Raw genomic sequence first — 23,686 nt, forward strand, 5'->3', positions numbered from 1 at the left:
GGACGGTGCATCCATTCGCTCCATCCGTATGACGTCCTCACGGCCAGCACCGGCGTGGGATCCTCGGATGCATGAGCTCCGATGTCGACCCGTGGTGGTTCACGCTGGTCGACGCGCTCGGCGAGATCGGTTCGGTCGACGTGCGTCAGCCGTCCGGGCTGATCGTCCGAGGTGAACGAGCCGACGGCACTCCGTTGGTCGTCGACATCGTGATGACGCCCGACGAGTGGGACGACCTCGTGTCGATCTCGTGGGGTGTGGTCGCGACGGCCGCGCACCACGTACGGGGCCTCGTGCTGGGGCAGCCACCCGACCTCCGCTACCTCGTCTACGACTGCTACCAGCTCGTGCCCTGCGACGCTCCGGAGCTGCCGGTGCCGGAAGGCCGAGCCCGCCTGGAGGAGCTCTCCTCGCAGCACCCGGACGGGATCATCCCCGGAGGGGGTTGGTACGCCCACCCTCCCGGCGAGGCGTGATCCGCCGGCCCTACTCCCAGAACACCCGGTCCACGACGGCGCGCGCGAGCCGCGTGTAGCGCAGCTGGTCGTTGACCATCGCGTCGGAGGAGCCGGGCGGGTAGCCCAGGATCGAGGCGACGGCAGCGCGCTCGCGGAAGTCGCGGGGCAGCTCGTCGGCGGGCTTGCCGCGCACCAGCGTGACGGCGTTGCGGACCCGGCTGACGCGGCGCCAGGCCTGCTGCAGCACGGCGGCGTCGTCCTCGCTGACCAGGTCGGCCTCGCGGGCGGCGGCGAGGGCCTCGATGGTGCGCGACGTGCGCAACCCCGGCACGGCTCCGGCGTACCGCATCTGGAGCAGCTGGATCGTCCACTCGATGTCGGCGAGGCCACCGCGCCCGAGCTTGAGGTGCGTGTGCGGGTCAGCGCCGCGCGGCAGCCGCTCGGAGTCGACGCGCGCCTTGATCCGGCGCACCTCCATGACGTCGTCCTGCGAGATGCCGTCGGGCGGGTAGCGCAGCGGCGCGATCAGCTCCTCGAACCGGACCCGCAGGTCGTGGTCGCCGACGACCGCGTCGGCGCGCAGCAGCGCCTGCGCCTCCCACACCTTCGACCACTTCGCGTAGTACGCCGCGTAGGAGTCGAGCGTGCGCACCAGCGCGCCCTGCTTGCCCTCCGGACGCAGGTCGGCGTCGATCTCCAGCGCCGGGTCCTGCCCCGGCAGCGCGAGCAGGCGGCGCAGCTCGTTGGCGACGGCCTGGGCGTACGACGCCGCGACCTGCGGGTCGGCGCCCGGCAGCGGGTCGTGCACGAACATCACGTCGGCGTCGCTGCCGTAGGAGAGCTCGAACCCGCCGTACCGGCCCATCGCGACGACGGCCATCCGGGTGGGTGCCTCGTCCAGCTTCCGCTGGGCCAGGGCGACCCGGCCCGCGACCGCGAGCGTCGACTCCAGGGTGGCGTCGGTGAGGCGGGACAGCCCGGCGCCCACGTCGGCGACGTCGGTCTGGCCGAGCAGGTCGCCAGCCGCGATCCGCAGCAGCTCGCGCCTGCGGATGCCGCGGATCGCCTTGGCGGCCGTCTCGGGCTCGTGACGGCCGGCCAGCGACAGCATCTCCTCCGTCAGCGCCTCGGCCGACAGCGGCTGGAGGTCGCCCGCGAGCATCCTGACGCCCTGCGGCTCGCGCTCGAGCAGGTCGGTGGCGTAGCGCGAGGTCGCCAGCAGTCGGGCCAGTCGCTCGGCGACCTGGCCCTCGTCGCGCAGCGTCGAGAGGTACCACGGCGTCGCGCCGAGGGACTCGCTGATCCGCCGGAAGCCGAAGAGCCCGGCGTCCGGATCGGGCGCGTCGGCGAACCACGACAGCATCGCGGGCAGCAGGGTCCGCTGGATCTGGGCGGTCCGGCTGACACCCGAGGTCAGCGCCTCGAGGTGGCGCAGCGCCGAGCGGGCGTCGGCGAAGCCGAGCGCCCCCAGCCGCCGCTCGGCGGCCTCCGGCGAGAGCCGCGCCTCGTCACCGGGGATCCGGGCCACGGCGGTCAGCAGCGGCCGGTAGAAGAGCTTCTCGTGCAACCGCCGGACCTCGCGGCGGTGGTGCTGCCAGGTCTTGTCGAGGATGCCGACGGGGTCCTTGAGGAAGTTCATGCTGCGACCGAGGCGGCGCAGCGCGACCTCGTCGTCGGGCACCACGTGGGTACGCCGCAGGCCGTGCAGCTGGATGCGGTGCTCGAGGGTGCGCAGGAATGCGTAGGCCTCGTGCAGCGCCTCGCCGTCCTCGCGGCCGACGTACCCACCCTCGGTGAGCGCGGCGAGCGCGCTCAGCGTCGTGGGCTCGCGGATCGTGTCGTCGGCGCGGCCGTGCACGAGCTGGAGCAGCTGGACGGCGAACTCGACGTCGCGCAGCCCGCCGGCGCCGAGCTTGAGCTGGCGCTGGGCCTCGCGGGCGGGGATGTGGTCGATGACCCGGCGCCGCATCGCCTGGGTGTCCTGCACGAACCCCTCGCGCTCAGCGGCCGACCACACCATCGGCGCGGTCATCTCGACGAACTCGCGACCGAGCTCGAGGTCACCGGCGACGGGCCGGGCCTTGAGCAGGGCCTGGAACTCCCAGGTGCTCGCCCACCGCTCGTAGTAGCCGCGGTGGCTGGCGATGGTGCGCACCAGGGGGCCGGCCTTGCCCTCCGGGCGCAGGTTGGCGTCGACGGGCCAGATCGTGCCCTCACCCGTGTGGTCGGAGCAGACCCGCATCAGCTGGCTGGCGAGCTGGGTCGCGGCCTTCAGCGCGGCGTTGTCGTCGACCGGGCCGTCGGCGCCCTCGACCGGGGCGTAGGCGTAGATGACGTCGACGTCGGAGACGTAGTTGAGCTCGTGGCCGCCACACTTGCCCATCGCGATCACGGCCAGCCGGGCCGTGGCGGCGCCCGGCCCGACCCGCTGGCGGGCGATCTCCAGCGCGGCCTCCAGGGTGCCGGCGGCGAGGTCGGACAGCTCGGCCGCGGCGTCGTCCACGCCGAGGTGGTGGGTCAGGTCGCGGGCCGCGAGCCGCAGCAGCTGCCGGCGGTACTCCACCCGCAGCGCGTCGACGGCCTCGGCGTCCGGCAGCCCGGTCACGGCCGCAAGCAGCGCCTCCTGCATCGCCCACGCCGCCGGCCGGGTCGAGCCCAGCGACGGCTCGGTGAGGTCGCGCCAGTGCTCGGGGTGGCGGACCAGGTGGTCCGAGAGCGCCTCGCTCGCGCCGAGCACGCACAGCAGCCGCATCGCGGTGCCCTCGTCGTCGACGAGCGCCTCCACGAGGGCGCCCGGGTCGTCGACGACCTCGCGCAGGCGCAGCAGCCCGGAGAGCGCCGCGTCGGGGTCGGCGGTACGACCCAGCAGGGCGAGCAGCGGCTCCGCGGCCTCGTCGAGGCGGAGCAGGTCGTCGAGGGCGGCGTCGGGGTCCTGGAACCCCAGTCGCAGCAGGTTGCCCTTGCTGGTCGCCGCCCGGGTCATCGCACCAGCGCCGCGAACCCGGTGGCGAGGGGCCGCCAGGCCTCGTCCAGCTCGGCCCGGGCCGCGTCGATCTCACGGATGGCTGCGTCGGTGTCGATGCCGACGGTCCCGTGCCGGGTGCGGTCCTCGTCGGCCCAGGTCGCCAGCCCGGCGGCGTCGACCTCGGGGTGCAGCTGCACGCCCCACATCGCCGGCCCGTACCGGACCGCCTGCACCTCGCCGTACGGCGTCTCCGCGAGCAGGGTCGCGCCCTCGGGCAGGGCGAGGACCAGGTCGTCGTTCCACTGCACCCCGCGCCGGGGCGTGGCGAGCGGACCCATCAGCGCGTCGCCTGCGGCCGCGTCGGTCCAGCCGACGTCGAGCAGGCCGACCTGCTGGCCGCGCGGGTTGCGCCCGACGCGACCACCCAGGGCCGAGGCGATCAGCTGGTGGCCCAGGCAGATGCCGAGCGTCGGCAGCCCGTTGCCCTGCGCCTCGCGCAGCAGCTCCTTCACCGGCCCGAGCCAGTCGTGCTTCGCGTCGTCGTCGGCGCCCATCGGGCCGCCCAGCACCACGAACCCGTCGTACGACGTGAGGTCCGGCAACGGGTCGCCGGCGTAGGGCCGCACCACGTCGAGAGTGCAGCCGGCGTCGGCGAGCCAGGCGTCCATGAGCGCGGCCGGGCAGTCGGCGTCGTGCTCGATGACCAGGAGCCGCCCGGTCACGACGGCTCCCGCTCGGGCGCGACGACCACCACGAGCAGCCCGACGCCGGTGATGGCGGTCAGCAGGCCGATCCAGATCGGGATCAGCGGCACCGACAGCACGACGGTCGCCACGCCGGTGACGATGCAGAGCCTCCGCGCCGGACCGGTCCGGCCGCGCACGGCCTGGAGCGCCACGCCTCCGAGGACGGCCAGCACCAGAGCGATGCCGAGCACGATCAGGCCGTACTGGAGGTAGTCGCCGAAGACCAGCGGCAGGCCGAGGAGGAAGAGCACGAGCGCGAACCCGAGGACGACGTAGAGCAGCCGCCGGATCCCCTTGGCGCGCTCGTCGGAGATCGCGACGTCGCTCATCAGATCACCGGGAGCATGCGCTCCCGCTCGTAGGCCGACACCTGTCCGCGGTAGTCGTCCCACTCCGCGCGCTTGTTGCGCAGGAAGAAGTCGAAGACCTGCTCGCCCAGGGTCTCGGCCAGCAGCTCCGAGCCCTCGGCGATGTTGATGGCGTCGTACAGGCTGCGCGGCAGCGGGTCGATGCCCAGGCTCTTGCGCTCCCGCTCCGAGAGCGACCAGACGTCGTCCTCGGCCTCGCGCGGCAGCTCGTAGCCATCCTCGATGCCCTTCATGCCGGCGGCCAGCACGACGGCGTACGCGAGGTAGGGGTTGCAGGCGGCGTCGAGGGAGCGCAGCTCGATGCGGGTCGACTGCCCCTTGAGCGGCTTGTACATCGGGACCCGCACCATCGCGGAGCGGTTGTTGTGGCCCCAGCAGATGTACGACGGCGCCTCGGCGCCCCACAGCATCCGCTTGTAGCTGTTGACCCACTGGTTGGTGATGCAGCTGATCTCCGGGGCGTGCTTGAGGATGCCGGCGATGAAGCTGCGGCCGGTCTTGGACAGCTGGTACTCGGCGCCGGCCTCGAAGAACGCGTTGTTGTCGCCCTCGAAGAGCGAGACGTGCGTGTGCATGCCCGAGCCCGGGTGCTCGGTGTAGGGCTTCGGCATGAACGACGCCCACAGTCCCTGCGTCAGCGCGACCTCCCGGACGACGGTCCGGAACGTCATGATGTTGTCGGCGGTCGAGAGCGCGTCGGCGTACCGCAGGTCGATCTCCTGCTGGCCCGGCCCGCCCTCGTGGTGGCTGAACTCCACCGAGATGCCCATCTGCTCGAGCATCCCGATCGCCTCGCGGCGGAAGTCGGCGCCCATCGACTGGGCCGTGTGGTCGAAGAAGCCGCTCCGGTCGGCCGGGACCGGCGGCGCACCGTCCTCGGGGACGTCCTTGAAGAGGTAGAACTCGATCTCGGGGTGCGTGTAGAACGTGAACCCCTTGTCGGCCGCCTTGCTCAGCGTCCGCTTGAGCACGTGCCGCGGGTCGGCGTACGACGGGGAGCCGTCGGGCATCACGATGTCGCAGAACATCCGGGCCGTCGACGGGCCCTCGCCGCTGCGCCACGGCAGGATCTGGAAGGTCGACGGGTCCGGCTTGGCGAGCATGTCGGACTCGTAGACGCGGGCGAAGCCCTCGATCGAGGAGCCGTCGAAGCCGATGCCCTCCGAGAACGCCTGTTCCAGCTCGGCCGGAGCCACCGCGACCGACTTCAGGAACCCGAGCACGTCGGTGAACCAGAGCCGCACGAACCGGACGTCGCGCTCCTCGAGAGCGCGGAGGACGAAGTCTTCCTGCTTACCCATGGCAGCAGCCTATTGGCTGGTGGTGCGGCCCCGGGCGATGGTCCGCCGACGGGCGGCGACCGTCCGTCGTCGTACCTGACGCACGGGTCGTCTGACGCCGGATCCGGAGCTCCTGCGTCAGGTACGTCGCTCCCCCCACACCGGTCCGGACGTCAGTCGGCGCCCCGACCTGTCGTCGCAACGCAATTGCGCTACTCCGGCAGCGCGGCAGCGGACGAGCCCCCGGACGTACGTCGCCAAGCGGCCAGCCCGAGCGCCCCCAGGGCGAGCGGGCCGCCGATCGTGAAGACCCGCCAGACCACCAGGCCCGCGACGGCGACCGCCTCGACGTCGGCCCCGGCGTGCTCGACGATCGCGGCCAGCACGAGGGCGTCGACGATGCCGATCCCGGAGAACGGGAAGAGGGTGAAGGGGTAGGCGAAGAGGTAGGCGATCGCGATCTCGACGATCGGCACCTCGGCGTTCTCCAGGCCCACGAACCGCAGCGCCATGACCAGCATCGTCAGGTCGACGACGAGCATCGCGCTCAGCGCCAGCAGCGACCGCGGGAAACCACGCCGGAAGCGGGCGGCGATGTCGATGCGGAACTGCACGCACGCGGCGGCCCAGGCTTCCGGGTCGACCGTCCGCCGGACGCGCCGGGCGAGCCGCCCACCCGTCGTACCGACCCGACGCGCGAGCGCCTCGCTGCGGATCACCAGCAGCAGGCCGACGAAGATCGAGACCGAGATCGCGACACTGACCAGGTCGGCCCAGCGCAGGCCGACCTCTCCCCCGGTGACGGCGAGCAGGACGAAGCCGACCGCGGGCGCGCCGAAGCGCACGATGTAGAACGTCAGCGTGTTCATCAGGGTGCCCGCGAGGCCCTTGGCGACCGGCACGCCCCACGACGAGAACATCGCCATCCGCAGCGCCACGTCGCTCGGCGGCGGCGCGATGGTCGACATCAGGATGGCGACCTGGTCGTTCTGGGTGGCGCGGTACGCCGAGACGCCCGGGATGTAGAGCGACAGCGGCAGCGCGTTGAGCACCTGCCGCAGCAGCAGCACGACCAGCAGGACCGGGAACTGCCACCACGCGAGGTGCTGGAGCGCGCTGCGCACCTCGCCCCAGTCGACCCGGCCGATCAGCCGGATGACGAGGGCGACGACCACGACCGCGACGACCAGCAGGAGGCCGCGCACCAGCCACCGGCGACGGGTCGGCGTCATTCGGCGGTCATGTCGATCGTCACGTCGTCCGAGGTGAGCGTCAGCGTGTGGTCGTCGAGCTCCGCCCCCACGCCGTCCTCGAGCATGCCCTGAAGCCAGTCGTCCTGGGCAGCCAGGTCGTCCGGGCAGCCGATCGTCGTCGATGCCCACTCCCCGGCCGCGCGCAGCGTGCCGCCGTCGATCTCGTAGCGTCCACCCGACGTGTTGCAGCCGGCGTTGGTGCTCACCCGGTCGCCGTCGAAGACGAGCGTGATCGCGGTCTCCTCCACCAGGTCGCGGCCGCTCACGCTCGTCGAGGTGTACGTCGTGCCGTCGAGGTCGTCGGCGGACAGGCCGGAGTCGCAGGCGCTCGTCAGCCCGACGGCCACCGCGACCACCGCCACCCAGCTCCCGACCCGCATCAGAAGTCGACGGGCTCCCGGATGATCGGACACGTCATGCAGTGCCCGCCGCCGCGACCGCGGCCGAGCTCGGCGCCGACGATCGTGATCACCTCGACACCGGCCTTGCGCAGCAGGGTGTTGGTGAGCGTGTTGCGGTCGTACGTGAAGACCACGCCCGGCTCCAGGGCGACCGCGTTGTTGCCGCTGTCCCACTGCTGCCGCTCGGACTGGTAGACGTCGCCGCCGGTGTCGATGACCTGGATCGACGGCAGCCCCAGCTCGCGGGCGACCACGTCGACGAACTTGGCCGAGCCCTCGTCGCGGACCTCGACGCCGGGCGCCTTGTCGGACGGCGTCAGCGTGAACGTGTGCACCGCGTCCATGATCGTCGGGTAGAGCGTGACGATGTCGCGGTCGACGAACGTGAAGACCGTGTCGAGGTGCATGGCCGCGCGCAGCTTCGGCATGCCGGCGACGATCACGCGGGTCGCCGCGCCCTGGTCGAAGAGCGCCTTGGCGACCTGGGTGATGGCCTGCCGCGAGGTGCGCTCGCTCATGCCGACGAGCACCACGCCGTTGCCGACCGGCATCACGTCGCCGCCCTCGAAGGTGGCCTGTCCCCAGTCCTGGTCGGGGTCGCCCCACCAGACCGTCGACCCCACGAAGTCGGGGTGGAACTGGTAGATCCCCTTGTAGATCAAGGTCTCCTCCTTGCGGGCCGGCCAGTAGAGCGGGTTCATCGTCAGGCCGCCGTACAGCCAGCAGGTGGTGTCGCGCGTGTAGAGCGTGTTGGGCAGCGGCGGCATCAGGTACTCGCGCGCGCCGGTCGACTCGCGCGCCAGGTTGACGTAGTCGGTGCGGAAGTCGTCGGGCAGGTCGTTGGTCGCGAGGCCGCCGATCAGGAACTCCGACAGCTCGCGCTCCGGCAGCGACTCGAGGTAGGCGCGGGTGTCGTCGACGAGCCCGAGGCCGACCTGGTTGGGGACGATCTTGCGGTCCAGCAGCCAGTCGCGCGCCCCGGGCACGGCGAGGGTCTGGGCGAGCACGTCGTGGAGCTCGACGACCTCGACCCCGCGCTGGGTGAGCTTGTTGACGAAGTCCGCGTGGTCGCGCTGGGCGTTCTCGACCCACATGACGTCGTCGAACAGCAGCTCGTCGTTGTTGCTCGGCGTGAGGCGCTTGTGGGCGAGGCCGGGCCGGCAGACCAGCACCTTGCGGAGCCGGCCGACCTCGGAGTGGACGCCGTACGTCGCGGAGACGGACATGATGGTGGTGTTCCTTTCAGAGGGTGATGCGGCCGGTCCAGAGCCCGATGGCTCCGATGATGCCGCCGGTGACGATGAGGGCGAAGAGACCGATCTCGGCCGGCGAGAAGAGCCGCCGCCCGTGCTCGCTGCGGGCCTTCACGTAGAGCAACGACGCCGGCGCGAGGATCACGGTCATCAGCAGCACGAACTTCATGCCGGCCGCGTCGAAGAGGAAGATCGTGTACGCCGTGGCCGCGCCGGCGACGATGGTCTCCTTGCGTCGGGTGCCGGCCGCGACGCCGTCGTACGACTCCCCCGTCAGCCCGAGCTTGAGGGCGTACGCCGCGGCCAGGAGGTAGGGCAGCAGGGCCAGGCTGGTGGCCAGGTCGAGCATGAAGTTGAGGGCGTCGGTGACGAAGAGCGTGAGGGCCAGCAGGCCCTGGACGGCGAGCGAGGTCACCACGAGTGCGGTGATCGGGGTGCCGGCCTCGTTCTCGCGACCCAGGAACTCGGGGAAGTCGTCCTGGCGGGCCGGGATGTACATGACCTCCGCGGCCATCAGCGTCCAGGCGAGGTAGGCGCCGAGCACGGAGACGACGACCGCCACACTCATGAAGATCTCGCCCCAGTGCCCGACCTGCGACTCGAAGACGCTGACCATGGACGGCTGCCGGGCGTCGGCCAGCTCGGGCTGCGGCACGACCGCGTAGCTCGACAGCGTGACGAGGGCGAAGATCGAGAGCACGCTGAGGAAGCCCATCACGGTCGCCCTGCCGACGTCCTCGCGCCGCTTGGCGTAGCGGGAGTAGACGCTGGCGCCCTCGATGCCGATGAAGACGAACGTCGTGATGAGCATGGTGTTGCGGACCTGCTCGTTGAGGTCGCCGAGGTCGCCGTACCCGGTGGCGGTCCAGTTGTCGGCGAAGACGCCGGCGTTGAAGTAGAAGAACATGACGACGATGAAGACCAGGATCGGGATGATCTTGAAGACCGTGACGATCTGGTTGATGACGGCGGCGTCGCGGACCCCGCGGGCGATCAGGTAGTGGAACAGCCAGACCCCGGCCGAGCCGAGCGCCGCGGCGAGGACCGTGTCACCGTCGCCGAAGCCGTCGAAGAAAGCACCGAGCGTCGCCCCGATGAAGACCCAGTAGAAGGTGTTGCCGGCGATCGAGCTGGCCCAGAAGCCGATCGCGGAGTTGAAGCCCGCGTAGTCGCCGAAGCCGGCCTTGGCGTAGATGAACACGCCGGAGTCGAGCTCGGGCTTGCGGATCGCGAGGTTCTGGAAGACGAACGCCAGCATCAGCATGCCGGTGCCGGCGACCGCCCAGGCGATCAGCGAGCCGAGGATGCCGGTCGCGACGCCGAACCGCGCAGGCAGGGAGAAGACGCCCGCACCGACCATGCCGCCGACCACCATCGCGGTCAGCGTGGGGACGCTCATCTTGGCGACTGCGCCGGCGGGCGCCTCGTCGGTGTGAGTGGTCATGCCGTCTCCTCCTGGAGCTCGGTGGGTTCGATCTTCTCGATCTTGAAGCCGGTGACGCCGTACAACACGCTGAGGGCGGGACTGGCGTAGCAGAAGACGGCGTACGGCAGGTAGAGCAGCGTGGACACGCCCAGCGTGGCACCCATGAAGGCGCCGCAGGAGTTCCACGGCACCAGCGGTGAGGTGACCGTCCCGCTGTCGGCCGCGAGCCGCGAGAGGTTGGTGGGGGCGAGGCCGCGGCGGGCGAACTCGAACCGGAAGATCCGGGCCGGCAGCACCAGGGCGATGTACTGGTCGCCGGCGACCAGGTTGAGCCCGAAGCCACAGGCGAAGACGGTGAGGAAGAGACGGCCCGTGCTCGTCGCCGCCGCGATCATCGGGTCGACGAGGCGGTTGATCAGGCCGAACTCCTCGAGCATCGCGCCGAAGGTCACCGCGCCGATGATCAGCCAGATGGTGAGCAACATGCTGTCCATGCCGCCGCGCGAGAGCAGCCGGTCGACGTCGGGGATGCCGGAGCTGATCGTGAAGCCGTTCGCCATCGCCGACCAGACCGCCTTGAGCGACTCGACGACCACGTTGCCGCTGCCCGCGACGAAGTCGGCGTACACGTCGGGCTGGAGGAACGCGCCCAGGACGCCCGCGAAGAGCGTCGCTGCGAGGAGGGCCAGGGAGGCCGGCACCTTGCGGATGGAGAGGTAGCCGAGGAGCACGATCGGGAGCAGTGCGAGCGGCGTGATGTTGAAGATCTCGTTGAGCTTGTCGAGGTCGGAGGTGGTCTCGGCGTCGGAGACCGTGTCGGGCCCGGTGAGGCCGAGGACGAAGAACACGACCAGGGCGATCAGGAAGGCCGGGACCGACGTCCAGACCTGCCGTCTGATGTGCTCGTAGACGTCGACCTTGACGATCTGCGCGGTCAGGATCGTCGTCTCGGAGAGCGGGGACGTCTTGTCGCCGAGGTAGGCACCGGAGATGACGGCCCCGGCGGTGATCTCGGGTGACACCCCGATCAGGCCGGCGATCCCGACCAGGCCGACGCCGATCGTCGCCGACGTCGTCCACGAGCTGCCGATGCTCAGCGCGACGATGCCGCAGATGATCGCCGAGGCAGCGTAGTACCACCCCGGCGAGAGCACCTGGATGCCGTAGTAGACGAGGGTCGGGATGGTGCCGCTGAGGTTCCACACACCGATCAGCGCGCCAACGGCGAAGAGGATGAAGATCGCGCTGGTCACCGACGCGACCGCTCCCCGACCGGCCTCCTGCACGGAGGTGAACGGGTGCCCGTTCTTCATCGCGATCAGCGCCGCGACCGCGCAGCACAGCAGCAGCGCCACCTGGATCGGCCCGTCGAGCGCGTCCAGCCCGAACAACGCGAGGGACCCGGCGATCAGGAGGGCCAGCGCCGCCAACGGGAGCAGTGCGTCGGCCAGCGAGGGCTCCCTCAACCCGGTCGGGCCGTCGGCCTGCGCCACGTCTCCTCCTGCGCTCGGCATGGTCAACACCCGAGCACCACGATGCTGGCGCAGGTCGTCCGCGCCCCGCCTCACCCGGTCCGGGCGAAACAGGCGGTGAGGCGCCCCGCGAAAGCCGCTAGCGGCGCAGCTGGACCGTGCGCACGTGCTTGCCGATGCGCAGCTCCGCCCGGCGCAGGTCCTGCGCCTTCAGCACTTTCCTGCCCGACCGGGTGGGGCGCAGCAGGACCGTGCCGGAGGTGCCGGCCGCGACGGAGAACGCGCTCGTCGCGAGGACGGTGTCCTTGCGCAGCGTGCGTCCCGCGACCCGCTGCCCACGCGTCGCGACCAGGGCCACGGTGCCGGTGCACCGGGTGCTGCCGGAGCCGCAGTGGACGGCAGCGGTGGTCCGGCCACGGGAGCCGACGGTCACGGCCCGTGAGGCCGGCGAGGCGACGGAGCTCACGCTCGCCGCAGGCCCGGCGGCGGCGGGCGGCGCGAGCACACCGACCGGGGCGTCGGCGACGGTCCGGGTCTCGAGGCACAGCAGCGACAGCTCGGCAATGAGCGGAGCCGAGGTCGGGTTGAAGAGCCGGGTGGCCCGGACCTTCGCTCGCGGCTCGGCACCGGCGCGGACCAGCCCGTCGTCGATCGACCAGCCGCCGACGATCCCGCGGGCGAGGTCGCCGCAGCTCGTCTGGGCCTCGATCGACTGCCCCGCCGGGACGGTGACGGTCTGGGTCACCGGCGTCAGGTCGAGGCGGTGGTCGTGGTCCGAGCCCAGCAGGACGTTCGAGAGGCAGCGCACGGAGAAGTCACCGGTGGTGGCCGGGTCGGCGCCCGACGGCACCACCACGAAGGTCCACGACGACGTGCCGCTGGGCGCGCTGCGTCGTACGACGGCCGAGCCGTCCAGCAGGTAGCCCGGAGCGACCGGCGAGGAGCCGGCCGCACAGGTGAGCGTCGTGGTGGTCGGACCGCTCAGCGCGGTGGTGCCGGACTGCGACGGCTCGAAGGTCAGCGCGTGCGAGTGCCCCTCGACCGTCGAGGTCCGGGCCTGCACGCAGTCGGCGAATGCCTTGCCCTGGGCGCGCCCGGTCGCGTGGTTGGCCATGGTGACCGTCCACGTGTCGAGGCTCGTCGGGCGGGACTCCAGCACGACCACGTCGGCGAGCGTCCCGGTGCCCTGGTCGACGGCGTCGACCCGACCGGAGCCGTCGCTGGCGAAGTAGCCGCTCGGGCAGGTCACCGAGAACGTCCGGGTCTGGCCGGCGTCCAGGTCGGCCTGGGTCTCGACGCGCTGCTCGTCGACCTGGTGCTGGTCGTTGACGTCCTGCGTGATGACCGGCGGCAGGACCACTGCCTTCACCGTCAGCGGGACCTGCGCGGTCGTGCCGGCGACGTTGGCGGTGTCGGTGGGCGTGAACGTCGCGTGCAGGACGTGCCCACCGACCGCGAGCACCTGGCCGAGCGCGGGCGCGGTGCCGTCGTCGACCGTGTACGTCGTGGTGCCGGCCTGGTCGGCCTGCGCCGACAGCTGGGTGGCGCTCAGCGCCGTGCCGCTGACGACGTCTGCGGGCGGGGTCCAGCTCAGGTGGGAGACCGCCTTGTCGACGTGGACGGTGACCGTCGCCGTCGCGGGCGCCCAGCCCTGGTCGACCGGGGTCCAGGTCGCGGTGAGCTCGTGGTCACCGGCGTCGAGGCCGACGCCGTCGGCGGGCGTGCCGTCCGCGAGGGCGTAGTCGATCGTCCCCTCGGGAGCTCCGTCTGTCTCGAGCACAGCGTCGAGCTGCGTCTCGTCGAGCAGGGTGCCGTAGCCGATCGGGGCCGGGGTGTCCCAGCTCAGGGCCGCGGTCGCCTGGGCGACGTGGAAGGTCCGGCTGACCGGACCCCCGGCCAGGTGGTTGCTGTCGCCCGCCTTCGTGACGGTGACGGTGCAGTCGCCGGCGGCGGTGACGGTGACCTGGAGCCCGCTGACCGTGCACGCGCCAACCGCGGACGCGTCGACTGCTCCGGGGCCGCTGTCCGTGATGTCGAGGGCGAACGGCGCGACACCGTACGTCGTGTCCGGGAGCGCCCCCAGGCTGACGGACTGCGGGGCCTGCTGGACGGTGACCGCCCGGGTCGCCACGGCGCTGGTGTGGTTGGCGGGGGTGGCCGGGGTGAAGGTCGCGACCACCGACTGGTTCGGGCCCGCAGCCAGGACCGTGCTGCCGGTGACCGGGGTGCCGTCGACGGTGTACGCGACCGTGCCGGGCACGTCGCCGGCCGCCGTGAGCACGCCGGCCAGCGTGTCGCCGTACGTGATCGTGCTCGGCGGGGTCCAGGTGATCGTGGACGTCCGCTTCGCCACCGTGACGGACGCCTGGGCGGTCGGGGCCGCCGAGAACGAGCCGGTGGCGGCCTGGTTGGCGAGCAGGACGCAGGAGCCGGCGCCGGTGATCGTCACGGTGGCGGTGGCGGTCGTGGTGCCGCTCGGCGAGCCGACGGTGCAGGCGCTGCCGGCCTGGGCCGAGATCGTCGTCTGACCGCCGCCGCTCGTGCCGGTCGCCGTCACCGGGAACGGCGCGTCGCCGTACGACTTGGCGGTCGGGGTGCCCGCCGCGAACGCGACGGTCTGCGCCGCCGGGACGACGTTGATGCTGCGCGTGACCTGGCCCGAGCTCCAGTTCGCGGCGGTGTTGCCGCTCGGGACCCACGTTGCGGTGACCTGGTTGGTGCCGACCGGGATCGTCGCGTTCGCATTGACGACGTTGCCGCCGGCGTCCCGGTAGGTCCAGGTGCCGGAGAGGCCGCTGGTGCCGATCGCCGCCGTCATGGCCTGGCCCCAGAGGGTGCCGAAGGAGTACTGGCTGGCCGGGTTCCAGGTCGCGGTCGGGTTGCCCTTGGCCACGTTGATCGTGATGGCCTGGGTCGTGGTCCTCCCGCCGGGGTTGGTCGCCGAACAGCTACCACCGTTGTATCCCGCCGTGAGGACCGAGCCGGCAGGCGGCGAGCAGGTGGCCGCGTAGGTGCCGTAGGTGTTGTCGTAGCCGTAGACGTTCCAGGCCGGGACGGTGGCGCCGTTGGCGGTGTCGGCCGTGAGGTTGAGCGTGTTGCCGGACGGCAGGTTCATCAGGGTCGGCGAGGTGCTCTGGACGCTGATGTTCCAGGTCTGCGTCATCTGGCCGCCGCTCGACAGGTAGAAGCCGACCTGGATCGTGTAGGTCGGCGAGGTCGTCACGACCCGGTTGGTGAAGTTGCAGTTGCCGGTCGCGAAGTTGCCCCCGAACGTGTTCGTGTAGTTCGGGGCGTCCGGGAAGTTGGCGAAGCAGCCGGTGATGCGGGCGCCGAGGAAGGTGTCGGCGCGGCCGGTCCACGCGAACGAGACCGTCTGACCCAGGGTCGCGGTGGCGGGCGGCGGCGTTGTCCAGGAGATGGTCTGGAGCGCCGACGCCGGTGCCACGGGCACCACCACCAGCACCGCTGCCGTCAGCAGCCCCGCCAGACCTGCCCGCGTCCACAACCGGGCGCGCAACCTCGTCAACACAACTCGTTCCCCCCACTAGGTGCCGCCGTGACGGTAGGGGGTCGCCCACCTCGTGGAGCCGCCTTTTCCGGCCATGGCAGGGATCGGACAGGCCGGTCTATGCCACCCTCCCCCCGGACGGGTGAAGCGGGCGGCAACGGTCGGTCCGGCGGCCGCCCCTGTGCTAGCCGCTAGCGTTCGACCCAGACCCGCGGCTCGCCCGGTGCCGCGCTCATCTGGTCGAACTTCGGGACCCTGTTGAGGGTGCTCGGCTGGTAGGGCACCAGCACGACGAGCGCGATCCCGTCCCGGTGCTCGAGCTCGACGCGCACCGCGTCGGACCCGTCGACGAGGACGTCGACGACGAAAGCGGCGGCACGGTTGTCGGCCGCACTCGCGCGCGCCCCGTCGTACAGGCCCGCGAGGACCTGGTCCGGCTGCTGCCGACCGTCCAGCCCCGGGTCGGCCGCGGTGAGCGACGCCTCCCCGGTCGTCGAGACCGAGGCACCGAAGGGATAGAACTGCCCGTTCTTGCCGAGGAGCTCCTGGGCCAGCGGCAGGACGAGGTTGAGCAGGCCGTCCAGGTCCTCCTGCGCCGAGGCCGATGCCGTGTCGCGCCAGGTCGTCATGTCGGAAGATCCTGGCACACGGCTCAGACCGACGAGGAGCGCCGTCGGCGCCCGGCGCGGCGTCACTCCGTCGGGACCGACTCGAGCTGGGCGAGCCACGCGGCGGGCGCGGCGTCCGAGGGCATCCGCCAGTCACCGCGCGGCGACATGGTGCCGCCGGCGCTCACCTTGGGACCGTTGGGCAGCGCCGAGCGCTTGAACTGGCTGGCGAAGAAGCGCTTCGTGAAGACCTCGAGCCAGTGCCGCACCTGTGCGAGGTCGTACGCCGAGCGGCGTTCCTCGGGGAAGTTCGGCGGCCAGTCCCCCGCCGCCGCGTCGCGCCACGCGTGCCAGGCGAGGAAGGCGATCCGGCTCGGCAGCGCACCGCGGCGCAACACGTGGAAGAGCGTGAAGTCCTGGAGCGCGTAGGGGCCGACGGTCGCCTCCGTCGGCTGGGCGCCGCCCGGCACGAGCTCGGGGGTGATCTCCTGCTCGACGATCTCGAGCAGCAGCTCGGTGGCGTCCTCGTCGACCAGCCCGCTGGCGGCCACCCACCGGATCAGGTGCTGGATCAGGGTCTTCGGGACACCGGCGTTGACGTTGTAGTGCGACATCTGGTCGCCGACGCCGTACGTGCACCAGCCGAGCGCGAGCTCGCTCAGGTCGCCGGTGCCGAGCACGATGCCGCCGCGGTGGTTGGCGAGCCGGAAGAGGTAGTCGGTGCGCAGCCCGGCCTGGACGTTCTCGAACGTGATGTCGTACGTCGGCTCCCCGTCGGCGAACGGGTGGTCGATGTCGGCCAGCATCTGCCGCGCGGCCGCGGTGATGTCGAGCTCCTCGAAGGTCACCCCCAGCGCCTTCGAGAGCCGCGTCGCGTAGCCCTTGGTCAGCTCGCCGGTCGCGAAGCCCGGCAGCGTGAACGCGTGGATGTCCGAGCGCGGCCGGCCCAGCCGGTCCATGGCGCGCGCGGCGACGATCAGCGCGTGCGTCGAGTCGAGCCCGCCACTCACCCCGATCACCACCTTGGGATTGCCGATGGCGTGCAGCCGCTGCTCCAACCCGGACACCTGGATGCTGTAGGCCTCATAGCAGTCCTGGGCCAGCCGCTCGGCGTCGTCGGGCACGAACGGGTAGCGGTCCACCTTGCGGCGCAGGCCGATGTCGCCGGCCGGCGGCCGCAGCTCGAAGGCCACGGTGCGGAAGTGCCTTCCTCCGGTGATCGAGCCTGTCGAGATCTCGTGGGTGCGCCGGTTGTCGTCGAAGGTGCCCTGCCGCATCCGGTCCTGCCGGATCCGGTCCAGGTCGACGTCCACGACCGTGCGGCGCGGACCGTCGGGGAACCGCTCGGACTCCCCCAGCAGGTCGCCGCACTCGTAGACCATCGTCTGCCCGTCCCACGACAGGTCGGTGGTCGACTCGCCCTGGCCCGCGGCCGCATAGACGTACGCCGCCGAGCAGCGCGCGCTCGCACTGCGGGTGAGCAGGTGCCGGTCGTCGGCGCGGGCCACGGTGATCGGGCTGCCGGACAGGTTCGCGAGCACGGTCGCCCCGGCGAGCGCGGCCTCGGCGCTCGGCGGGATCGGCACCCACATGTCCTCGCAGACCTCGACGTGCAGGCGCAGGCCACGCACGTCGGTCGCGCCGAAGATCAGGTCCGGACCGAACGGCACCTCGACCCCGCCGACGACGATCGTGCTGCCCCTGCGGTCGTCACCCGGGGCGAACCAGCGCCGCTCGTAGAACTCGCGGTAGGTCGGGAGGTAGGACTTCGGCGCCACCCCGAGCACCCGTCCGGCGTGGACGACGACGGCGCAGTTGAGGACCCGCGTCCCGTGGACGAGGGGCGCACCGACGACCAGCACGGTCCGCAGGTCCGTCGTACCGGCGACGAGGTCGCTGATCGCCTCGCCGACCGCGTCCAGCAGGGTGTCCTGGAGGAAGAGGTCGTCGATCGAGTAGCCCGTCAGCGAGAGCTCCGGGAAGACGGCGACGGCCACACCGTCCGCGTCGCACGCCCGCGCCTGCTCGAGGATCCTGCTGGCGTTGGCCGCCGGGTCGGCGATCGCGACCGGCAGCGTGCAGGCCGCCACCCGGGCGAAGCCCTGGGCGTAGGCGGAGTAGAAGTCCACGTCGCGAGTCTAGGGCTGACCGGCCGAGCGATGAGTCCGTGGACCGGCGTCGGTCTGAGGGTCATGCCCGAGATCAGCACCTGCCTGTGGTTCGACGACAACCTGATGGAGGCGGTCGACTTCTACACGACCGTCTTCCCCAACTCCGAGCGGCGCGGGGTCTCCCACTACGAGGACGGCCGGGTGCTCGCCGCCGAGTGGACCCTCGACGGCCGGCCGTTCCGCGGCATCAACGGCGGCCCGGTCCACGCCGGCTTCACGGAGACGGTCTCGCTCAGCATCAGCTGCGCCGACCAGTCCGAGGTCGACTACTACTGGGACAACCTCGTCGCCGGCGGCGAGCCCGACCAGTGCGCCTGGCTCAAGGACAGGTTCGGGCTGTCCTGGCAGGTGGTGCCGGTGCGGCTCTACGAGCTCGTCTCCGACCCCGATCCCGTCCGCGCCCAGGCCGCCGTCGCCGAGATGATGACGCAGCAGAAGATCGTGATCGCCGACATCGAGGCGGCCGTCGAGCGGGCCCAGGCTCAGCCCAGGTAGCGCGCCGACCCGACGCTCACCAGGCGCAGGCCGACGCCGCGCACGCCGTCGACCTGGAGCGGGCTGTCGACCTCGGCGAGCTTGCGGCGCAGCCGCTTCACGGTGCTCTGCACGTGCGACCGGCTGCCCTGGTGGTCGTTGTGCCACACGTGCCGCTGGAGCCACGCGAAGGTCCGGATGTGGCCGTCGGCCTCGTGCAGGCTCACCAGCAGGTCGTGCTCGAGCGGTGACAGGTCGGTCTGCCGGTCACCGCAGGTCAGCACCCGCGCGTCCGAGTCGATGTCGAGCGCGACCTCGAGGCCGTCGTACGCCGTCGGTGCGGGGCGCTCCAGGGGGCAGGGGTCGGGCTCGACGAAGGACACGTCGCGGAGCAGCAGGCGGACCGCCTCGCGCACCGAGCCGACCAGCAGCACCGGCGCACTGCCCCCGACCGCGTCGGCGATCCGTATCCGATCCGCAGCCGTGGGCGCCACCGCGATCACGATGGCAGGTCCGTCGACGGATCCGTCGGCAGTGCTGTCGGCAGAGCGCAGCCGCTGCCCCTCCGGAACCACACGGACTGGTCCTTCTCCCCGAGCGAGAGACACCACCCGTTCCTTTCCAAGGTAAAGACACCTTCCTGCATCGCCCCGGGCAGGTCAAGGACGGCGATCGTCCGTCCCCGACCCCGGGTCGCCGCAGGTTTGCCCGCATCGCGCCCGCATCGACCGCGACTTGACCGTCGTACGGCGTTGTCGCGCCCCCGGCGTCTCCCTAGCGTCAGGCGGGCCGGGCGACCACTCGGGGTCGCCCGTTCTCGGGAGGACCACTCGCATGTCATCACGCCTGCCCATCCCCCGCCCACCCGGCCGGACCGGACGATCCCGGCGCCGCCTCGTGGAGCTCGCCAGCCTGCTGCTCGTCGTGAGCGGCCTGGCACTCGCCGTCCCCGACGCCGCCGGCGCGGCCCCGTCGGGCGACCCCCAGCTCGGCAAGATCAAGCCGAAGCTCGCCCAGCAGCTGGAGAGCAAGGGCGCAGCGACCTTCTGGATCCGGTTCGCGGAGCGACCGGACCTGTCGAAGGCGCCCACCATCAAGGACCGCACCGCACGCGGCCAGTACGTCGTGGACCGGCTCACCAAGGCCGCCCGGGACAGCCAGGCAGACGTCCGCGCGCTGCTGGACGACGAGGGCTCGTCGTACCAGAGCTTCTGGGCGACCAACGCGATCCGGGTCCAGGCCGGCAGCCAGGCCCTCGCGGAGGACCTCACCGCGCAGCCCGAGGTGCAGGCGCTCTACCCGACCTTCGACTACCGCCTCGAGCAGCCCAAGAAGGGCACGGCCGTGCACGGCCCCGACGCCGTGGAGTGGGGCGTCGCCAACATCAACGCCGACGACGTGTGGAGCGAGTTCGGCGACACGGGTGAGGACATCGTGGTCGGCAGCATCGACTCCGGCGTGCAGTACGACCACCCGGCGCTGGTCAACCAGTACCGCGGCAACAACGGCGACGGTACGTTCACCCACGACTACAACTGGTTCGACGCCAGCGGCACCTGCGGTGACGCTCCCTGCGACAACGACGGCCACGGCACCCACACGATGGGCACGATGGTCGGCGACGACGGCGCCGCCAACGAGGTCGGGGTCGCCCCCGGCGCCAGGTGGATCACCGCCAACGGCTGCTGCCCCTCGGACGAGGCACTGATCTCCTCCGGTGAGTGGATGCTCGCACCCACCGACCTCGAGGGCGAGAACCCCGATGTCAGCAAGCGGCCCGACATCATCAACAACTCGTGGGGCACCCAGGTGCCCAGCAACGACCCGTTCATGGAGGACGTCGAGGAGGCGTGGGCCGCGTCCGGCATCTTCGGCAGCTTCTCCAACGGCAACAACGGCCCGGCCTGCGAGACCAGCGGGTCGCCGGGCAGCCGGACCGTCAACTACTCCGTCGGCGCGTACGACGTGAACAACGCCATCGCCGGCTTCTCCTCGCGGGGCGCCGGCCAGGACGGCGAGATCAAGCCCAACATCTCGGCGCCGGGCGTCAACGTGCGCTCGAGCGTGCCGGACAACGCCTACGCCAGCTTCAGCGGTACGTCGATGGCCTCACCGCACCTGGTCGGGGCGATCGCCCTGCTGTGGTCGGCCGCGCCGTCGCTCCGCGGCGACATCCCCGGCACCCGCGCGCTCCTGGACGACACCGCCCTCGACGTGGACAGCACGACCTGCGGCGGCACGGCCGACGACAACAACGTCTTCGGTGAGGGTCGTCTCGACGCGCTCGCCCTCCTCCAGGCCGCTCCGGTCGGCGAGACCGGCACCCTGTCCGGAACCGTCACCGACGACGGCACGGGCGACCCGATCGGCGGCGCCACGGTGGCGGTCGACGGCGAGTTCGACCGGTCGACGACGACGGCGGCCGACGGCAGCTACTCGCTGCGGCTGCCGACCGGCGACTACGCCGTGACGGCGTCGGCGTTCGGCTATGGGTCCGAGGACGCGAGCGCGACGATCACGGCCGACACCGTGACCACGCGCGACTTCGCGCTGACGGCCGCGCCGTCCGTCACGGTCCGCGGCACGGTCACCGACGGGGGCGGCCACGGCTGGCCGCTCTACGCGAAGGTCGACATCGCCGGACCGGCTCCGGACGTGTGGACCGACCCGACGACCGGCGACTACAGCGTCGACCTGCCCAGCGGAGCGACGTACTCGATGACGGTCACGGCCGACCTGCCCGGCTACCTGCCGAGCACGGCGGACGTGGCGGTCGGCGCCTCCGACGTCACCCACGACGTGGCGCTCCAGGTCGACGACAGCACCTGCACGGCCCCGGGTTACGTGTTCAACACCGCGGGCGTGACGGAGGACTTCTCCGGTGAGGCGCTGCCGGACGGCTGGACCGTGACCGACGGGCTCGACAACGGCCAGGTCTGGACGTTCGACGACCCGGGCGGCCAGGGCAACCTCACCGGTGGCGAGGGCGGCTTCGCCATCGTCGACAGCGACAACTACGGGTCGGACGGCGAGCAGGACACCTCGCTGGTCTCGCCGGTGGTCGACATGTCCGACCTGACGGCGCCCGTCGTCGGGTTCGCCCAGGACTACAACAACCTGGGCGACTCCGCGGACGTCGACGTCAGCATCGACGGCGGCGACACCTGGGAGACGGTCCTGCACCAGACGACCGACGTCCGGGGTCCGCGCACCGACGTGATCCAGCTGCCGATGGCGGCCGGCCAGTCGCAGGTGCAGGTCCGCTTCCACTACTACGACGCGTCGTACGCCTGGTGGTGGGAGGTCGACGACGTCTTCGTCGGCAACCGCACCTGCGACCCGGTCGAGGGTGGCCTGGTGGTCGGCAACGTGCGCGGGTCGACCGGCCGCACCGGCATCAACGGCGCGACGGTGACCAGCATCGACCAGCCGGCCGACAAGGCGACGACGAAGCCCACGCCGGACGACCCCGCCGTGGACGACGGCTTCTACCAGCTGTTCTCGTCCCTGACCGGACGGCACCCGTTCGAGGCCGCGGCGAAGCAGCACCAGTCGCAGCGCAAGACGGTGAACGTGCCGCGCAACCGGACGGTGGCGGCCAGCTTCCGACTGGCGGCCGGGCACCTGACGGTGACGCCGACCAGCATCGCCACGACCGCGAAGCTCGGCGGTGCCCCGAAGTCCGGCACGTTCACCCTCACCAACGACGGCACCGCACCGGTGAACGTCGAGCTCGGTGAGCGCGACGGCGGGTTCGTGATGCAGCGGGCCGACGGGACCAAGCAGGACCTCTCACAGCTCTCGAAGAGCGAGGGTGCTCCCCTGCAACGGCTCAAGGCTCCGGTCAGCCTGACCTCGACCGGGTCGGGCAAGGCGGCGGCCACCTCCGCGGCAGCGGCCGGGACGCAGGACGCACCCTGGACGGACCTCGCCGACTACCCGAGCGCGATCATGGACAACGCCGTGGTCAACGTCGACGGGACGATCTACTCGATCGCCGGCGGCGACGGCTCGGCGTCGACGGCGGCCGTCTACGCCTACGACCCGGAGTCCCTGGCCTGGACGGCGAAGGCCGACCTGCCGGGTGCCCGCAACGCGGCGGCAGCTGGTGTGGTCGACGGCAAGATCGTGGCGGCCGGAGGATGGGCCGACGGCGGTCCGGCGACGGACACCTGGGTCTACGACCCGTCCGCGGACAGCTGGACCGCCGTGGCCGACGCGCCGACGGCGCTCTCGGCGTCCGGCCAGGCCGTGCTCGACGGCAAGCTCTACACGGTCGGCGGCTGCACCACGGCCGACTGCCTGCCGATGTCGAACGCCGTGGCGGCGTACGACGCGGCCAGCGACAGCTGGCAGGAGCTCGCCGACTACCCGGACTCGGTGGCGTTCGCGTCCTGCGCCGGGATCGACGGGCAGGTCATCTGCACGGGTGGCAACGACGGCAGCGCCGCGAGCACCGCGACGTACGCCTACGACCCGAGCTCCGACAGCTGGAGCCCGGTGGCCGACGCCCCGGTCGACCTGTGGGCGGCGGCGTCGGCGGGGGCGGGCGGCCAGCTCGTCGTCACCGGCGGCGTCCAGGGCGGGGCGATCACGAACGCCGCGTTCGCCTACGACCCGGGCAGCGACAGCTGGACCGACCTGCCCAACAGCAACGTCGCGCGCTACCGCGGCGGCGCGGCCTGCGGGTTCTACAAGGTCGGTGGCTCGCAGGGCAGCTTCGATGCCACGCCGGACAGCGAGATGCTGCCGGGGCTCGAGGACTGTGCGGCGGGTGGCGCGGACGTCGGGTGGCTCTCGGTCGACCCGACGACGGCGACGCTCGACCCGGGTGAGTCGGTCACGGTCACCGTCACCACCGACCCGAACGTGCCGCAGCCGGGCGTCTACACGGCCGCCGTCACGATCGGTGAGGACGCACCGGGCAACGTCGAGCCGGTCGCCGTCTCGATGACGGTCACGCCGCCGGCGGCCTGGGGCAAGCTGGCCGGCACGGTCAAGGGAGCCTCCTGTGCGGGAGCCACGGCACCGCTCGGCGGTGCCACGGTGCAGATCGACTCGTGGGCGGGGTCGTGGACCCTCGTCACGGGCGCCGACGGCGGCTACGCGCAGTGGTTCAACGTCGGCGCGAACCCGCTCCAGCTGATCGCCGCCAAGGACGGCTACGCACCGCAGACCAAGAAGGTGCGGCTCACCAAGGGCGCGACGGTCCGCGACGACTTCACGCTCAAGAAGGCGAGGTGCTGACCAGGACCCACTGACTCGAGACAGCCAGGACCCGCTCCGATCCCATCGGAGCGGGT

At 71.7% G+C, this 23,686-nt stretch carries 16 protein-coding genes; 3 read left to right on the forward strand and 13 right to left on the reverse strand.

All coding sequences use genetic code 11. The features are described 5' to 3' along the window. The first annotated feature begins 71 nt into the window (after positions 1-71). Positions 72-476, forward strand: coding sequence for a hypothetical protein (locus ACFPYL_RS18935; protein ID WP_379157867.1), 405 nt, complete (start codon positions 72-74; stop codon positions 474-476). Positions 477-486: 10 nt separating this feature from the next. On the opposite strand, the gene ACFPYL_RS18940 is transcribed toward ACFPYL_RS18935, so the two are convergent. From ACFPYL_RS18940 to ACFPYL_RS18995, 12 genes are all read right to left on the reverse strand, one after another. Further along, positions 487-3,441 carry a bifunctional [glutamine synthetase] adenylyltransferase/[glutamine synthetase]-adenylyl-L-tyrosine phosphorylase gene (locus ACFPYL_RS18940; protein ID WP_379157870.1) on the reverse strand — a complete coding sequence of 985 codons (2,955 nt, stop codon included), beginning with the start codon at positions 3,439-3,441 and terminating at the stop codon, positions 487-489. Further along, entirely contained in the window at positions 3,438-4,145 is a 708-nt protein-coding gene (locus ACFPYL_RS18945) for a type 1 glutamine amidotransferase (protein ID WP_379157873.1), read from the reverse strand. Before ACFPYL_RS18945 ends, ACFPYL_RS18940 begins: the two co-directional genes overlap by 4 nt. After that, positions 4,142-4,498, reverse strand: a complete 357-nt coding sequence (locus tag ACFPYL_RS18950) for a hypothetical protein (RefSeq protein WP_379157876.1) — start codon at positions 4,496-4,498, stop codon at positions 4,142-4,144. The genes ACFPYL_RS18945 and ACFPYL_RS18950 overlap by 4 nt, the downstream gene beginning before the upstream one ends. Beyond that, on the reverse strand, positions 4,498-5,838 hold the full coding sequence (locus tag ACFPYL_RS18955) for a glutamine synthetase family protein (protein WP_379157879.1): 1,341 nt from the start codon (positions 5,836-5,838) through the stop codon (positions 4,498-4,500). The genes ACFPYL_RS18950 and ACFPYL_RS18955 overlap by 1 nt, the downstream gene beginning before the upstream one ends. 191 nt (positions 5,839-6,029) lie before the next feature. Continuing rightward, positions 6,030-7,049 (reverse strand): lysylphosphatidylglycerol synthase domain-containing protein, encoded by a 1,020-nt coding sequence (locus ACFPYL_RS18960; RefSeq protein WP_379157882.1) that lies wholly within the window; start codon positions 7,047-7,049, stop codon positions 6,030-6,032. Continuing rightward, the gene (locus tag ACFPYL_RS18965; RefSeq protein WP_379157885.1) at positions 7,046-7,450 is read right to left on the reverse strand and encodes an META domain-containing protein; all 405 of its coding nucleotides are present in this window, start codon (positions 7,448-7,450) and stop codon (positions 7,046-7,048) included. Before ACFPYL_RS18965 ends, ACFPYL_RS18960 begins: the two co-directional genes overlap by 4 nt. Then, the gene (locus ACFPYL_RS18970; RefSeq protein WP_379157888.1) at positions 7,450-8,697 is read right to left on the reverse strand and encodes an arginine deiminase; all 1,248 of its coding nucleotides are present in this window, start codon (positions 8,695-8,697) and stop codon (positions 7,450-7,452) included. Before ACFPYL_RS18970 ends, ACFPYL_RS18965 begins: the two co-directional genes overlap by 1 nt. A gap of 16 nt (positions 8,698-8,713) precedes the next feature. After that, a complete protein-coding gene (locus ACFPYL_RS18975; protein ID WP_379157891.1) occupies positions 8,714-10,168 on the reverse strand; it encodes a basic amino acid/polyamine antiporter in 1,455 nt (484 codons plus the stop codon). Beyond that, positions 10,165-11,643, reverse strand: a complete 1,479-nt coding sequence (nhaC, locus tag ACFPYL_RS18980) for a Na+/H+ antiporter NhaC (RefSeq protein ID WP_379157894.1) — start codon at positions 11,641-11,643, stop codon at positions 10,165-10,167. Before nhaC ends, ACFPYL_RS18975 begins: the two co-directional genes overlap by 4 nt. A 118-nt stretch (positions 11,644-11,761) precedes the next feature. Continuing rightward, the gene (locus ACFPYL_RS18985) at positions 11,762-15,148 is read right to left on the reverse strand and encodes a hypothetical protein (protein ID WP_379157897.1); all 3,387 of its coding nucleotides are present in this window, start codon (positions 15,146-15,148) and stop codon (positions 11,762-11,764) included. 173 nt (positions 15,149-15,321) lie between these two features. After that, entirely contained in the window at positions 15,322-15,759 is a 438-nt protein-coding gene (locus tag ACFPYL_RS18990) for a hypothetical protein (RefSeq protein ID WP_379157900.1), read from the reverse strand. 62 nt (positions 15,760-15,821) lie between these two features. After that, positions 15,822-17,867, reverse strand: coding sequence for an NAD(+) synthase (locus ACFPYL_RS18995; protein WP_379157903.1), 2,046 nt, complete (start codon positions 17,865-17,867; stop codon positions 15,822-15,824). Positions 17,868-17,930: 63 nt separating this feature from the next. Between ACFPYL_RS18995 and ACFPYL_RS19000 the strand changes: the two genes are divergently transcribed. After that, positions 17,931-18,404, forward strand: a complete 474-nt coding sequence (locus tag ACFPYL_RS19000) for a VOC family protein (RefSeq protein ID WP_379157905.1) — start codon at positions 17,931-17,933, stop codon at positions 18,402-18,404. On the opposite strand, the gene ACFPYL_RS19005 is transcribed toward ACFPYL_RS19000, so the two are convergent. After that, positions 18,392-18,877 (reverse strand): winged helix-turn-helix domain-containing protein, encoded by a 486-nt coding sequence (locus ACFPYL_RS19005; RefSeq protein WP_379157908.1) that lies wholly within the window; start codon positions 18,875-18,877, stop codon positions 18,392-18,394. The two genes, ACFPYL_RS19000 and ACFPYL_RS19005, sit on opposite strands and share 13 nt — an antisense overlap. Before the next feature lie 340 nt (positions 18,878-19,217). Here ACFPYL_RS19005 and ACFPYL_RS19010 point away from each other — a divergent pair, with 340 nt between their 5' ends. Next, positions 19,218-23,630 (forward strand): S8 family serine peptidase, encoded by a 4,413-nt coding sequence (locus ACFPYL_RS19010; protein ID WP_379157911.1) that lies wholly within the window; start codon positions 19,218-19,220, stop codon positions 23,628-23,630. Positions 23,631-23,686 lie beyond the last annotated feature (56 nt).

Origin of the sequence: Nocardioides hankookensis (assembly GCF_042658885.1) — a bacterium.
Lineage (GTDB): Bacteria > Actinomycetota > Actinomycetes > Propionibacteriales > Nocardioidaceae > Nocardioides > Nocardioides hankookensis.

Bases quoted from the DNA above. Each gene is read 5' to 3' on its own strand.
- ACFPYL_RS18935 (WP_379157867.1), top strand. From the start codon at position 72: ATGAGCTCCGATGTCGACCCGTGGTGGTTCACGCTGGTCGACGCGCTC.
- ACFPYL_RS18940 (WP_379157870.1), bottom strand. From the start codon at position 3,441: ATGACCCGGGCGGCGACCAGCAAGGGCAACCTGCTGCGACTGGGGTTC.
- ACFPYL_RS18950 (WP_379157876.1), bottom strand. From the start codon at position 4,498: ATGAGCGACGTCGCGATCTCCGACGAGCGCGCCAAGGGGATCCGGCGG.
- ACFPYL_RS18955 (WP_379157879.1), bottom strand. From the start codon at position 5,838: ATGGGTAAGCAGGAAGACTTCGTCCTCCGCGCTCTCGAGGAGCGCGAC.
- ACFPYL_RS18960 (WP_379157882.1), bottom strand. From the start codon at position 7,049: ATGACGCCGACCCGTCGCCGGTGGCTGGTGCGCGGCCTCCTGCTGGTC.
- ACFPYL_RS18965 (WP_379157885.1), bottom strand. From the start codon at position 7,450: ATGCGGGTCGGGAGCTGGGTGGCGGTGGTCGCGGTGGCCGTCGGGCTG.
- ACFPYL_RS18970 (WP_379157888.1), bottom strand. From the start codon at position 8,697: ATGTCCGTCTCCGCGACGTACGGCGTCCACTCCGAGGTCGGCCGGCTC.
- ACFPYL_RS18975 (WP_379157891.1), bottom strand. From the start codon at position 10,168: ATGACCACTCACACCGACGAGGCGCCCGCCGGCGCAGTCGCCAAGATG.
- ACFPYL_RS18990 (WP_379157900.1), bottom strand. From the start codon at position 15,759: ATGACGACCTGGCGCGACACGGCATCGGCCTCGGCGCAGGAGGACCTG.
- ACFPYL_RS19000 (WP_379157905.1), top strand. From the start codon at position 17,931: ATGCCCGAGATCAGCACCTGCCTGTGGTTCGACGACAACCTGATGGAG.
- ACFPYL_RS19010 (WP_379157911.1), top strand. From the start codon at position 19,218: ATGTCATCACGCCTGCCCATCCCCCGCCCACCCGGCCGGACCGGACGA.